The following is a 12,476-nucleotide window of genomic DNA, read 5'->3' on the forward strand; positions in this document are numbered from 1 at the left end:
AAAAAGTGAGCGCACCCACCACGCGACCGCCGGAATCCACCCAGCGCGCGAACGGCACCCAGGCCCCCGCGGCGGCGCCGAAGGCCAATAATGTTGCCCCGCAAGAGATGACCGGTGCGCAGTCGGTGGTGCGCTCGCTCGAGGAGATCGGCGTCGAGGTGATCTTCGGTATCCCCGGCGGTGCGGTGCTGCCGGTGTACGACCCGCTGTACGACTCGCGCAAGCTGCGACACGTGCTGGTCCGCCACGAGCAGGGCGCCGGCCACGCCGCCAGCGGCTATGCGCACGCCACCGGCAAGGTCGGCGTCATGATGGCCACGTCCGGCCCGGGTGCAACCAACCTGGTCACCCCGCTGGCCGATGCGCAGATGGATTCCATTCCGGTGGTGGCGATCACCGGTCAGGTCGGTCGCGGCCTGATCGGCACCGACGCCTTCCAGGAAGCCGATATCACCGGCATGACCATGCCGATCACCAAGCACAACTTCCTGGTGCGCGACGGCGACGAGATCCCGCGCGTGATCGCCGAGGCGTTCCACATCGCGCAGAGCGGACGGCCCGGAGCAGTCCTCGTCGATATCCCGAAGGACATCCTGCAGGGCGAGTGCACCTTTGCCTGGCCGCCGGTGATGGACCTGCCCGGATACAAGCCGAACACCAAGCCGCACAGCCGTCAGGTGCGCGAGGCGGCCAAGCTGATCGCCGAGGCGCGTAAGCCGGTGCTCTATGTCGGTGGCGGCGTGATCCGTGGTGAGGCGACCGCCGAACTGCTGGAACTGGCCGAGCTGACCGGAATCCCGGTGGTCACCACCCTGATGGCGCGCGGTGCGTTCCCCGACAGCCATCCGCAGCACATGGGCATGCCGGGCATGCACGGTTCGGTCTCGGCGGTGGCCGCTCTGCAGAAGAGCGATCTGCTGATCGCCCTGGGCACCCGCTTCGACGACCGCGTGACCGGCAAGCTGGACTCTTTCGCGCCGGACGCAAAGGTCATCCACGCCGATATCGACCCCGCCGAGATCGGCAAGAACCGGCACGCCGATGTGCCCATCGTCGGTGATGTGCGCAATGTCATCGCCGATCTGCTGCAGGTGCTGCGCCGCGACAAGGTGTCGGCATCCTCGCTGGGCCTGGACAGCTGGTGGCAGTACCTGTCCGGCATCAAGGCGACCTACCCACTGAGCTACGGCCCGCAGAGCGACGGCAGCCTGAGCCCCGAGTTCGTCATCGAGAAGCTGGGCCAGCTCGCCGGACCGGAGGCGGTGTATGTCGCAGGTGTCGGTCAGCACCAGATGTGGGCCGCGCAGTTCGTCAAGTACGAGAACCCCAAGACCTGGCTGAACTCCGGTGGGCTGGGCACCATGGGTTACGCCGTGCCGGCGGCCATGGGCGCCAAGTTCGCCCGGCCCGAGGCCGAGGTGTGGGCCATCGACGGGGACGGCTGCTTCCAGATGACCAACCAGGAGCTGGCCACCTGCGCGATCGAAGGTGCGCCGATCAAGGTGGCGCTGATCAACAACGGCAACCTGGGCATGGTGCGGCAGTGGCAGACGCTGTTCTACGAAGAGCGGTACAGCCAAACCGATCTGGCGACCCACTCGCGCCGGATCCCGGACTTCGTGAAGCTGGCCGAGGCGCTCGGCTGTGTCGGATTACGTTGTGAGCGAGCCGAAGACGTCGAATCCGTCATCCAGCAGGCGCGTGAGATCAACGACCGTCCGGTGGTGATCGACTTCATCGTCGGCGCCGACGCACAGGTGTGGCCGATGGTCGCCGCCGGCACCAGCAATGACGAGATCCAGGCCGCGCGCGGTATCCGGCCACTGTTCGATTCCGAAGAGGGACACGCCTGATGACACTGTCGACCCATACCCTGTCGGTGCTCGTCGAGGACAAGCCCGGCGTGCTGGCGCGCGTCGCGTCGCTGTTCTCCCGCCGCGGCTTCAACATCCAGTCCCTGGCCGTCGGCGCCACCGAGCAGAAGCACCTGTCCCGGATGACGATCGTCGTCGAGGTCGAGGACTTCCCGCTGGAGCAGGTCACCAAGCAGCTCAACAAGCTGGTGAACGTGATCAAGATCGTCGAGCAGGACGAGTCCCAGTCGGTGTCGCGCGAACTGGCACTGATCAAGGTGCGCACCGATGCGGTCACCCGCAGCCAGGTTATCGAAGCGGTTAATCTATTCCGGGCCAAAGTGGTGGACGTGTCCACCGAGTCACTGACCATCGAGGCCACCGGAACTCCGGAGAAGCTCGAAGCATTCCTGCGGGTGCTCGAGCCGTACGGGATCCGGGAGATCGTGCAGTCCGGCATCGTGTCGCTGGCGCGTGGGCCGCGCGGTATCGGTACTGCCAAATAGCTTTCATCGAGAAACAAGGTAAGGAAAACAGAGTGGCAATCGAACTGTTCTACGACGACGACGCGGATCTGTCGATCATCCAGGGCCGCAAGGTCGCGGTGATCGGCTACGGCAGCCAGGGCCACGCCCATTCGCTGTCGCTGCGTGACTCGGGCGTGCAGGTCAAGGTCGGCCTGAAGGAGGGCTCGAAGTCCCGCGTCAAGGTCGAGGAGCAGGGCCTGGAGGTCGGTACCCCGGCCGAGGTCGCCAAGTGGGCCGACGTGATCATGGTGCTCGCGCCCGACACCGCGCAGGCCGAGATCTTCACGAACGACATCGAGCCCAACCTGGAGGACGGCAACGCGCTGTTCTTCGGGCACGGCCTGAACATCCACTTCGGTCTGATCAAGCCGGCTGAGAACATCACCGTCGGCATGGTCGCGCCGAAGGGTCCCGGCCACCTGGTGCGTCGTCAGTTCGTCGACGGTAAGGGTGTGCCCGCGCTGATCGCCGTGGCCCAGGACCCCAAGGGCGAGGGCCAGGCGCTGGCGCTGTCGTACGCCGCCGCCATCGGTGGGGCGCGCGCCGGCGTCATCAAGACCACCTTCAAGGAAGAGACCGAGACCGACCTGTTCGGTGAGCAGGCCGTGCTGTGCGGCGGCACCGAGGAGCTGATCAAGGCCGGGTTCGAGGTCATGGTCGAGGCCGGCTACGCCCCGGAGATGGCCTACTTCGAGGTGCTGCACGAGCTCAAGCTGATCGTCGACCTGATCTACGAGGGCGGCATCGCCCGGATGAACTACTCGGTGTCCGACACCGCGGAGTTCGGCGGCTACATCTCCGGCCCGCGTGTCATCGACGCCGACACCAAGGACCGGATGCGCGCAATCCTCTCCGACATCCAGGACGGTTCGTTCGTCAAGCGCCTGGTCGCCAACGTCGAGAACGGCAACACCGAGCTCGAGGGCCTGCGCAAGGAGAACGCCGAGCACCCCATCGAGGTCACCGGCAAGAAGCTGCGCGACCTGATGAGCTGGGTCGATCGGCCGATCACCGAAACCGCCTAGGTTTCACCCCGCCGAGATACGCGAAATGGCTGCTACCGAGAGATCGGTAGCAGCCATTTCGCGTATCTGGCCATGCCCGAACTAGATCGGACACGCCTTTCACACGAGACGCCACGGTTATTTCTTGGTGGGGTCGTGTCCCCAGTTCATCAGCGAGTACCGCCAGGCGCTGTCCTCGACATCGCCCTTGGGGTGCTGCGCCAGATGGCGGTGGCAATACCCGACGACCTTGCGCATGTGCGCGTAGTCCTCGTCGGACAGATCGGCCTTCTTCGTCTTCAGAATCGAAACGATCCGACGGCCGCTCTCATGCCCGGTCGACTCGCCGCCGTCCTTCTTCTGCCCGACGTCCTTGGACTCGTCGGTTTTCAGCCACTTCTCCAGCTCACCGGCCGTCATGTTCACGACTTCGGAGAACTCCTCGTACGTGCCGTCATTGTCCTCGCTCATGGTGTCGCCTCATGACCCGCGCGGCCCTTCGTGCGCCGGTCCTCTTTCATCTCCGCCTCGAACACATGCCGCTTACCGTCCATCAACTCGTCGCGCACCCGCTTCTCGTGGTCGCGCATCACGGCCCAGTAGTTGTCATCGAAATCTTCGACAATCTGAAATGTCCAGCGGCCCTGCAGAACATTGCGTCCGACCATGTCCTCGGTCAGCCGATCGGCGATCTCGGCATGCCCGGCGTCGCGCAGCGCGTCGGCCGCCTCTCCGAGCAGCAGATCGGCGTGCCCCATCAATTGGTGAAACGAGTACAGGTATCCGCGGGCACGCTCGACGTACTCCAATGCCTCGGACACCTTGCCTGCGGCCTCGACGGTGTCATCGGAGGCGCCGTCGGGCCGGGCGTGGGCTTCGTCCACCGATTTCACGACGAACGCTTCTTCAGCGACTCGGGTTTGTGCACGGCGTCCTTACCGGACTTGTCGCTGCGCACCTGATACTGCGGCTCGTCCTTGCTGGCGCGTACGGTGCGCCCGGCAGCTTCGGTGTCCGACGTGATCTTCTTCTCGACGGTGCCGGGCACGGTGGTGCCGTGGCTCTGCCACGACACCTTGTCGCCCTTTTTGAATGATTCGCTCATTCCGGCGGTGTACCCGGGTGCGGGCGGTTTCAGTCACCCATCCGGTCGGCGATCGCCACGACGCGCCGGGCCAGGTGATCGAGGGCGTTGTTGGTCGCCTCGTCCAGATCCGAGACGTTGTCCCGGTTGGCGATCAGGCCGACACCGTAGGGATTGCCGTCGGCGAACTTCACCGGATCGGTGTAGCCGGGCGCGACGATGATGCCGCCGAAGTGCATCAGCGTGACGTAGAGATTGAGCAGGGTGGATTCCTGACCGCCGTGCGTGGTCTGGGTGGAGGTGAATCCGGCGTACACCTTGTCGGCGAGCTTGCCGTCGGCCCACAGACCGCCGAGCGAATCGATGAACGCGCGAAACGGCGCCGCCGGTGAGCCGAATCGGGTGGGGGAGCCGAAGATCACCGCGTCGGCCCAGACGATGTCCTCACCGGTGGCGGCGGGACGTTCCTTGGTCGCCTCGTAATTGGCGGTCCAGGCCGGGTTCTGCGCAAACGATTCCGGATCGGCGGTCTCGGCGACGTGGCGGACCCGGACCTGCGCGCCGGCGGCCTCACCAGCGGCGGCCACCCGCGCCGCCATCGAGGTGCCGTGGCCGGTGGCCGAGTAATAGATGACAGCGAGGCGGGTCATGGCGCCAGTTTAGGCAGGTCGCGGATCCCGAACTCGTGTCGCAGAGCGGCACGTGCGGCGTAGTAGCCGGCCATGCCGTGCACACCGCCGCCCGGCGGGGTGGCCGAGGAGCACAGGTACGCCTTGGGAATCGGTGTGGACCACGGATTCCAGCGTGGGGTGGGACCGGCGATCGCGCTGCGCATGTTGTTGCCGCCGACACCGATATCGCCGCCGACCAGATTGGCGTTGTGTTCGGACAACCGCGCGGCCGGCACGCTGCGCACGGCCACGACCAGGTCGCGGAAGCCGGGGGCGAACCGTTCGAAGACGTCGGTGACGGCCTCGGCCATGTCCACCGTCGAACCGGCCGGTACGTGCACATAGGCCCACAGCGGCCGGCGCCCCTGCGCATCGATGCGGCTCGGATCGGCCAGATGCGGCAGCGCGGCCAGGATCATCGGCCATTCGGCGTGCCGGCCCGCGGCGATCTCCCGTTCGGCCAACGCCATCTGAGCGCGGGTGCCACCCAGGTGCAGCGTCGGCGCCTGCGCGACGCGGGCATCGCGCCACGGGATCTCGCCGGACAGTACGAAGTCCACCTTCGCCACACCGGGTCCATACGCGTAGTGCCGCAAGGCCTTTGCGTAACGCGGCGGCAGCGAGGATCCATAGATCGACAGCAGCGCGGTCGGCGCGGTGTCGTAGAGCACGACACCGCCGGGCGGGGTGGTCACCCGCTCACCGAGCACGAGTTCGCCGCCGTGGTCGAGCAGGTCGGCGATCAGGGCGTCCGGGATGGCCTGCGATCCGCCCACCGGGATCGGCCAGCCCACCGCGTGTCCGAGAGTGGCCAGCATCAGCCCGGCGCCGGACGCCACCAGCGAGGGCATCTGCGAGATCGTATGAGCGGCAACGCCAGTGAACAGTGCGCGGGCGTCCTCACCCTTGAGCGTGTTCCACAGCGGGCCGCCCTGGACCAGCAGTCGTGGCGCCAGTTTGAGTCCGGCGGTGAGCGAGGGCGGAATCGAACGCTTGTCGCCGAGGATGAGTCCCACGACACCTTCACAGTCGGCCGCGAGCGGACCGAGCAGTCGCCGCCACGAATCGCCATCGGACAGTTCGGCGCAGGTGCGCTCGAGATCGCGATAACCGACCGCGGCGGGCCCGTCCGGCATCGGGTTGGCGTAAGCGATATCGGGCACCGCCAACTCGACACCGCGCGCCTGCAGGTCATAGGCGGCGAAGAACGGTGAGGCCAGCGCGAGTGGATGCACCGCCGAGCAGATGTCGTGGCCGACCCCGGAGTACTCGGGGTCGGGCAGCGTGCGCGCGCCGCCCCCGGCGGTGGGTTGCTCCTCGATGACCCGCACGGACAGGCCCGCACGGGCGAGGATGACGGCTGCGGTCAGGCCGTTGGGCCCGCTTCCGACGACGGTGACGTCCACGACACCAGTAGACAACATCGCCCGGTGTGTCTGCTCGGTTCGGACGCCGACCCGCACGTGACTGTGGTAGCGCGGACGGCACACATTAGGCTGTAGCGCCGTGAGTCTTCCCGTTGTACTGATCGCCGACAAGCTTGCCGAGTCGACCGTTGCCGCTCTCGGTGACCAGGTAGAGGTCCGCTGGGTGGACGGTCCGGACCGGCCCAAGCTGCTGGCCGCCGTCGCCGACGCCGACGCCCTGCTGGTGCGCTCGGCCACCACCGTCGACGCCGAGGTCATGGCCGCCGCGCCCAAACTGAAGATCGTCGCCCGCGCCGGCGTCGGCCTGGACAACGTGGACGTCGACGCCGCCACCGCCCGCGGTGTGCTGGTGGTCAACGCGCCGACCTCGAACATCCACAGCGCCGCCGAGCACGCGCTGGCACTGCTGCTGTCGGCGGCCCGCCAGGTCCCCGCCGCCGATGCCACGCTGCGCGATCACACCTGGAAGCGGTCCTCGTTCTCGGGCACCGAAATCTATGGCAAGACCGTCGGTGTGGTCGGTCTGGGCCGTATCGGCCAACTGGTCGCGGCGCGGCTGGCCGCCTTCGGCACCCATGTCATCGCCTATGACCCCTATGTGTCCACCGCCCGCGCCGCGCAGATCGGCATCGAACTCGTCGGTCTGGACGAACTGCTGAGCCGGGCCGACTTCATCTCGGTGCACCTGCCGAAGACCAAGGAGACCGCGGGCCTGCTCGGCAGGGAGAATCTGGCCAAGACCAAGCCCGGCGTCATCATCGTCAACGCCGCACGCGGCGGCCTGATCGACGAGCAGGCACTGGCCGATGCCATCACCAGCGGCCATGTGCGCGCCGCGGGTCTGGACGTGTTCGCCACCGAGCCGTGCACCGACAGCCCGTTGTTCGAGCTGCCGCAGGTCGTGGTCACCCCGCATCTGGGGGCGTCGACGGCCGAGGCGCAGGACCGTGCCGGCACCGACGTGGCCGCCAGCGTGAAGCTGGCGTTGGCGGGTGAGTTCGTCCCCGACGCGGTCAATGTCGGCGGGGGAGCCGTCGGCGAGGAGGTGTCGCCGTGGCTGGATCTGGTCCGCAAGCTGGGCCTGCTGGTCGGATCGCTGGCCGAGGCCGCTCCGGTATCGCTTTCGGTGCAGGTGCGCGGTGAGCTGGCGTCGGAAGATGTTGAGATCCTGCGGTTGTCGGCACTGCGCGGGCTGTTCTCCGCTGTCGTCGACGAGCAGGTGACCTTCGTCAACGCCCCGGCGCTGGCCAAGGATCGTGGTGTGACCGCCGAGATCAGCACTGCCAGCGAGAGCCCCAACCACCGCAGCGTGGTGGATGTCCGCGCGGTCTATGCCGACGGCGGTGCGCTCAACGTCGCGGGCACGCTGTCCGGTCCGCAGCTGGTGCAGAAAATCGTCCAGATCAACGGCCGCAACCTGGATCTGCGCGCCGAAGGCGTCAACCTGATCGTCAACTACACCGATCAGCCCGGGGCGCTCGGCAAGATCGGCACCCTGCTCGGCGGCGCGGACGTCAACATCCTGGCCGCGCAGATGAGCCAGGATGCCAGCGGTGAGAGTGCGACCGTGATGCTGCGTCTGGACACCGATGTGCCGCAGGATGTGCGCGCCGCGATCGCCTCGGCGGTCGGCGCCACCACGCTGGAAGTGGTCGATCTCGCATGAAACTCGCTGTGATTGCCGGTGACGGCATCGGTCCCGAGGTCATCGATCAGGCCTTGCGCGTGCTCGACGCGGTGCTGCCTGGCGTGGACCGCACCGAGTACGACCTGGGCGCGCGCCGGTACCACGCCAGCGGCGAGCTGCTCACCGAGGCGACCATCGAGGAACTGCGCGGCTACGACGCGATCCTGCTCGGCGCGATCGGTGATCCGTCGGTGCCCAGCGGGGTGCTGGAGCGCGGGATGCTGCTCAAACTGCGCTTCGCCCTGGATCATCACGTCAACCTGCGGCCGGGCCGGCTCTATCCCGGTGTGACCAGTCCACTTTCGGGTGTGACCGGTATCGACTTCGTGGTGGTGCGCGAAGGGACCGAGGGGCCCTACACCGGCAACGGTGGCGCGCTGCGCGTCGGGACGCCGCATGAGGTGGCCACCGAGGTCAGTGTCAACACCGCCTTCGGCGTCGAGCGGGTGGTACGGGATGCGTTCGCGCGTGCGCAGAACAGGCGCAAGCATGTGACGCTGGTGCACAAGACCAACGTGCTGGCCTTCGCGGGCAGCCTCTGGTCGCGGGTGGTCGCCGAGGTCGGCGCCGAGTATCCCGATGTCGAGGTCGCCTATCAGCACATCGACGCCGCAACCATCCACATGGTCACCGACCCGGGCCGTTTCGATGTCATCGTCACCGACAACCTGTTCGGCGATATCATCACCGATCTGGCGGCCGCCGTCTGCGGCGGGATCGGACTGGCCGCCAGCGGCAATATCGATGCCACCCGCAGCAATCCGTCGATGTTCGAACCGGTGCACGGCAGCGCCCCCGATATCGCCGGGCAGGGCATCGCCGATCCCACCGCGGCGGTGATGAGCGTGGCGCTGCTGCTCGCGCATGTCGGCGAGGACGCCGCGGCCGCGCGGGTGGACAACGCCGTCGCCGAGCATCTGGCCACTCGCGGCGCGGCGACGCTGTCCACCGCCGAGGTCGGCGACCGGATCCTGTCGCTGCTGTAGCTCTGCGATGACTTCGTGGCCCCATGCCGGTCTATCCGGCATGGGAGTCATCGATATCGAACTGTTCACCACACTCGACCTCGTCGGGCAGGCACCCGGCGGCCCCGATGAGGACCGCGAGCGCGGGTTCGCCTTCGGCGGCTGGCAGGCGCCGCTGATCGACGAGGTGTCCGGGGCGCAGGTCGACACCGCGTATCAGGGCACCGATGCGCTGCTGCTCGGACGGCGCACCTACGACATCTTCGCCGCGCACTGGCCGGGCCAGACCGACGATTTCGGCACGTTGTTCAACACCATCCCGAAATACGTGGCATCGCGCGGCAACCCGGAGCTGTCGTGGTCGGGGTCGACGCTGTTGGGTCCGGACCTGGTGACCGCGGTGCATGAGGTACGACGCCGGCACGAGAAGGTGAAGGTGGTCGGAAGCCTTAACCTGGTGCAGACCTTGCTGCGGAAGAAGCTGTTCGACCGTCTCGATCTGTGGGTGCACCCGATCATGTTGGGCACGGGCAAAAAGGTATTCGATGCGGGCGTGGTGCCGACCAACGTCACGTTGTTGGCACCACCTGCGACGGGGCCCAACGGCATCGTGCACCTGCAGTACGGTCTGATCGACGGAGTACCGGCGACCGGTGACATGGCCGCGGTGTCCTGATCGAGGCGCAATGCGAAAACTCCCGCCCTTCCATGCCGAAGGGCGGGAGTTCGCTTGCCCGAGAACGAGCGCGTCATACCGTCGCGAGCGCATCCGCGGTCGAGAGCGCCTGGGCCACACCCGAGACGATCGACGCCAATCGGATGGCCTCGAAGATCACGCTGCGGTCCACGCCGGCGTCACGAAGCACGGTCTCGTGTGCGGCAAGGCAGTGCCCGCAGCCGTTGATCGCCGACACCGCCAGCGACCACAGCTCGAAATCCTCCTTGGCCACACCGGGATTGGCGATGATGTTCATCCGCAGGCCCGCCCGCAGATCATCGTAGCGGCCGTCGAGCTGGCCCTTGGTGCGGTAGAACACGTTGTTCATGCCCATGATGGCGGCCGCGCCGAGGGCGGCGTTGTAGGCCTCCTCGGACAGCACGTCGAGTGCGTCCTCGGCGATCTCGCGCAGCAATCGCTGCGACTTGGTGGCCGCTGCGGTGGCCACCAGAGCGCCCCACAGTTGCTGCTCGTTGAGTTCGGTGCTGCGCGAGATGGCACCCAGATTCAGCTTGAGGTCCTTGGCGTACTCGGGCAGCGCGTCCTTGATGTTGTCGATGGACATGTCAGACCGCCTCGGCCAGCAGTTCGCCGGCGTCGATGGTCGGATCACCCTTGCGCCAGTTGCACGCGCACAGCTCGTCGGACTGCAGTGCGTCGAGAACGCGCAGTACCTCGTCGACATTGCGGCCGACCGAACCCGCGGTGACCGAGACGAACTGGATCTCATTGTTCGGGTCGACGATGAAGGTCGCCCGGTCGGCCACGCCCTCGGCGTTGAGCACGCCCGCGGCGGTGGCGAGTTCGCGCTTGAGATCCGAAACCATCGGGAACGGAAGCTTCTTCAGCTCGTCGTGCTGGGCACGCCACTGGAAGTGCACGAACTCGTTGTCCACGGAGACGCCGAGAACCTTGGCGTCACGGTCCTCGAATTCATCGTTGAGCTTGCCGAATGCGGCGATCTCGGTGGGGCATACGAACGTGAAGTCCTTGGGCCAGAAGAACACTATGCGCCACTTGCCGTCGTGGTCGGAACTGGTGATGCGGGTGAAATAGTCGTCGGGCTGCTTGGCGTCGACCTTGGACAGGTCACCACCGATGACTGCGGTCAGGTCATAAGCGGGGAATTGGTCGCCGATCGTGAGCAAGGGCATCGCCGAAACACTCCTTCTAATTTGGAATTATTCCAATGTTCGTCTCGATTCTGCCGGTTCGGCCATGGCGACGACAACCCTTGCCGCCGTGATGGTCGCCACAGGGGGGTGTGGCCGAAAGTCGTTCGCGGGTGTGTTATTTCGGGGAGGTGTCGAGGTCCGCCGGCACCAATGGGAACGCCAGCAGCGCGGACACCGCACACACCGCGAAGGCCACCGGGAAGCCCGCGATCGCGATCAGTCCGCCGAACAGCGGTGACCCCAGCGCGGTGGCGAGGTGCTGGCTGGTGTTCTGCGTCCCCAGGGCGCGACCGCTCCAGAATGGGCCGGCGATCTCGGCGATCGCGGTGAACGCCAAACCGTTGTCGGACACGGTGACCACCGCGGCGATGATCATCAGCGCGATGCTCACCGGCGAATCCAGCGCATCGGTCACGGCGAGTGCTGCCATCGTCACCGCGGCCGCCGCGGCGATCGAGCGGATGGGCCGCAACCGGGATCCGACGACATCGGACCACCGGCCCGCAGCGATACGCCCACCGGCGCCGAGAATCTGGGCCACGGTGACGAGCGCACCAGCCGAGGCCGCCGACCACCCGCGCTCGGTCATCAGCCATACCAAGGTGAACGTCCACAGGAAACCCTGAGGGATCACCAGCAGCACGGAGACCGCGTGGATGCGCCACAGTATCGATGATCCGCGGTAGGGGTTGGCCAGATGTTCGGCCGGCGCCTCGGCGCGCGGCGGCCGGGGCGGGTCGAGCACGCCCACCGCACAGATGACTGCCGACAGCACGCAGACCACCGCCGGGAACAGCAGTGCAGTGGCAACACCGTGGCTTTCGGCCACCCGCGGAATCACCAGCGCGCCCAGTCCGACGCCCAGTGGGGTGGCGGTCTGGCGGATTCCCATCGCCAATCCGCGCTGTTCGGGTGGGAACCAGCCGACGACTACGCGCCCACTCGCGGAGTTGCTACTCGCCGCCGCCATGCCGCCGAGCAAGAGGAACGCGCCGACGGCGAACAGCGAATGCACCGATGCGGCGCCGAAGGCGAAGGCCGCGGTGAGTGCCGATCCGGCGGTCAGCACGATGCGCTCACCGACCCGGTCGACCAGCCACCCCCACGCGATCAACGTCAGCACCAGGCCGAAACTGGGCATCGCCGAGAGCAATCCGGCGGCGGCCAGATCCACCCCACGCTCGGTGTGCAACGTGGGGATGAGAAAGGCCGCGCCGTTGATGAACACGTTGGCGCAGGTGGTTGCGGTGAGCGCCACCACCAGCATGGACCAGCGGCGAGCCGTACCGATGGATTCCCTGGCCATGACCTCATGGTGCCACGCACATCTCAAAATATTGAATCGGTTTCCCATCATATGAACTT

The 12,476-nt window shown here is 66.8% G+C and carries 14 protein-coding genes; 6 read left to right on the forward strand and 8 right to left on the reverse strand.

Annotated features, from left to right (window positions below):
- The first annotated feature begins 5 nt into the window (after positions 1-5).
- The 3 genes from ACWDUN_RS02000 to ilvC are packed head-to-tail and all read left to right on the forward strand — an operon-like array spanning position 6 to position 3,405.
- Positions 6-1,853, forward strand: coding sequence for an acetolactate synthase large subunit (locus tag ACWDUN_RS02000; RefSeq protein ID WP_449923868.1), 1,848 nt, complete (start codon positions 6-8; stop codon positions 1,851-1,853).
- Positions 1,853-2,359, forward strand: coding sequence for an acetolactate synthase small subunit (ilvN, locus tag ACWDUN_RS02005; protein WP_449923871.1), 507 nt, complete (start codon positions 1,853-1,855; stop codon positions 2,357-2,359). Before ACWDUN_RS02000 ends, ilvN begins: the two co-directional genes overlap by 1 nt.
- A 44-nt stretch (positions 2,360-2,403) precedes the next feature.
- Positions 2,404-3,405 carry a ketol-acid reductoisomerase gene (gene ilvC, locus ACWDUN_RS02010; protein WP_449926162.1) on the forward strand — a complete coding sequence of 334 codons (1,002 nt, stop codon included), beginning with the start codon at positions 2,404-2,406 and terminating at the stop codon, positions 3,403-3,405.
- A 117-nt stretch (positions 3,406-3,522) separates the two neighbouring features.
- Here ilvC and ACWDUN_RS02015 read toward each other — a convergent pair whose 3' ends face one another.
- From ACWDUN_RS02015 to ACWDUN_RS02035, 5 genes are read right to left on the reverse strand one after another with little or no spacing between them, the layout of a single operon-like run.
- A complete protein-coding gene (locus ACWDUN_RS02015; protein ID WP_449923873.1) occupies positions 3,523-3,855 on the reverse strand; it encodes a DUF3140 domain-containing protein in 333 nt (110 codons plus the stop codon).
- Positions 3,852-4,277, reverse strand: a complete 426-nt coding sequence (locus ACWDUN_RS02020; RefSeq protein ID WP_449923876.1) for a hypothetical protein — start codon at positions 4,275-4,277, stop codon at positions 3,852-3,854. The genes ACWDUN_RS02015 and ACWDUN_RS02020 overlap by 4 nt, the downstream gene beginning before the upstream one ends.
- Positions 4,274-4,489: a DUF2945 domain-containing protein gene (locus ACWDUN_RS02025; protein ID WP_449923879.1), complete on the reverse strand. Its 216-nt coding sequence runs from the start codon at positions 4,487-4,489 to the stop codon at positions 4,274-4,276. The genes ACWDUN_RS02020 and ACWDUN_RS02025 overlap by 4 nt, the downstream gene beginning before the upstream one ends.
- Positions 4,490-4,518: 29 nt before the next feature.
- The gene (gene wrbA / locus ACWDUN_RS02030; RefSeq protein ID WP_449923882.1) at positions 4,519-5,118 is read right to left on the reverse strand and encodes an NAD(P)H:quinone oxidoreductase; all 600 of its coding nucleotides are present in this window, start codon (positions 5,116-5,118) and stop codon (positions 4,519-4,521) included.
- Positions 5,115-6,629, reverse strand: a complete 1,515-nt coding sequence (locus ACWDUN_RS02035; protein WP_449923885.1) for a phytoene desaturase family protein — start codon at positions 6,627-6,629, stop codon at positions 5,115-5,117. The genes wrbA and ACWDUN_RS02035 overlap by 4 nt, the downstream gene beginning before the upstream one ends.
- Before the next feature lie 16 nt (positions 6,630-6,645).
- On the opposite strand from ACWDUN_RS02035, the gene serA reads away from it, so the two are divergent.
- Genes serA through ACWDUN_RS02050 form a run of 3 tightly spaced genes read left to right on the forward strand, consistent with a single transcriptional unit; the run spans position 6,646 to position 9,894 of the window.
- Entirely contained in the window at positions 6,646-8,232 is a 1,587-nt protein-coding gene (gene serA, locus ACWDUN_RS02040) for a phosphoglycerate dehydrogenase (RefSeq protein ID WP_449923887.1), read from the forward strand.
- Complete coding sequence (locus ACWDUN_RS02045; RefSeq protein WP_449923890.1) at positions 8,229-9,239, forward strand: 3-isopropylmalate dehydrogenase; 1,011 nt, start codon at positions 8,229-8,231, stop codon at positions 9,237-9,239. The genes serA and ACWDUN_RS02045 overlap by 4 nt, the downstream gene beginning before the upstream one ends.
- 40 nt (positions 9,240-9,279) lie before the next feature.
- Positions 9,280-9,894 carry a dihydrofolate reductase family protein gene (locus tag ACWDUN_RS02050; protein WP_449923893.1) on the forward strand — a complete coding sequence of 205 codons (615 nt, stop codon included), beginning with the start codon at positions 9,280-9,282 and terminating at the stop codon, positions 9,892-9,894.
- 73 nt (positions 9,895-9,967) lie between these two features.
- Here the strand turns inward: ACWDUN_RS02050 and ahpD are convergent, their stop codons facing one another.
- The 3 genes from ahpD to ACWDUN_RS02065 form a co-directional block, all read right to left on the reverse strand.
- The gene (gene ahpD / locus ACWDUN_RS02055; protein WP_449923895.1) at positions 9,968-10,501 is read right to left on the reverse strand and encodes an alkyl hydroperoxide reductase AhpD; all 534 of its coding nucleotides are present in this window, start codon (positions 10,499-10,501) and stop codon (positions 9,968-9,970) included.
- 1 nt (position 10,502) lies between these two features.
- A complete protein-coding gene (locus ACWDUN_RS02060) occupies positions 10,503-11,090 on the reverse strand; it encodes a peroxiredoxin (protein WP_449923897.1) in 588 nt (195 codons plus the stop codon).
- A gap of 136 nt (positions 11,091-11,226) precedes the next feature.
- Entirely contained in the window at positions 11,227-12,417 is a 1,191-nt protein-coding gene (locus ACWDUN_RS02065; protein WP_449923900.1) for an MFS transporter, read from the reverse strand.
- Between the last annotated feature and the right edge of the window lie 59 nt (positions 12,418-12,476).

The sequence above is a fragment of the Mycobacterium sp. NPDC003323 genome (assembly GCF_053589535.1).

Bases quoted from the DNA above. Each gene is read 5' to 3' on its own strand.
- ACWDUN_RS02025 (WP_449923879.1), bottom strand. From the start codon at position 4,489: ATGAGCGAATCATTCAAAAAGGGCGACAAGGTGTCGTGGCAGAGCCAC.
- ahpD (WP_449923895.1), bottom strand. From the start codon at position 10,501: ATGTCCATCGACAACATCAAGGACGCGCTGCCCGAGTACGCCAAGGAC.
- ilvN (WP_449923871.1), top strand. From the start codon at position 1,853: ATGACACTGTCGACCCATACCCTGTCGGTGCTCGTCGAGGACAAGCCC.
- ACWDUN_RS02045 (WP_449923890.1), top strand. From the start codon at position 8,229: ATGAAACTCGCTGTGATTGCCGGTGACGGCATCGGTCCCGAGGTCATC.
- wrbA (WP_449923882.1), bottom strand. From the start codon at position 5,118: ATGACCCGCCTCGCTGTCATCTATTACTCGGCCACCGGCCACGGCACC.
- ACWDUN_RS02060 (WP_449923897.1), bottom strand. From the start codon at position 11,090: ATGCCCTTGCTCACGATCGGCGACCAATTCCCCGCTTATGACCTGACC.
- ACWDUN_RS02065 (WP_449923900.1), bottom strand. From the start codon at position 12,417: ATGGCCAGGGAATCCATCGGTACGGCTCGCCGCTGGTCCATGCTGGTG.
- ACWDUN_RS02015 (WP_449923873.1), bottom strand. From the start codon at position 3,855: ATGAGCGAGGACAATGACGGCACGTACGAGGAGTTCTCCGAAGTCGTG.
- ACWDUN_RS02050 (WP_449923893.1), top strand. From the start codon at position 9,280: ATGGGAGTCATCGATATCGAACTGTTCACCACACTCGACCTCGTCGGG.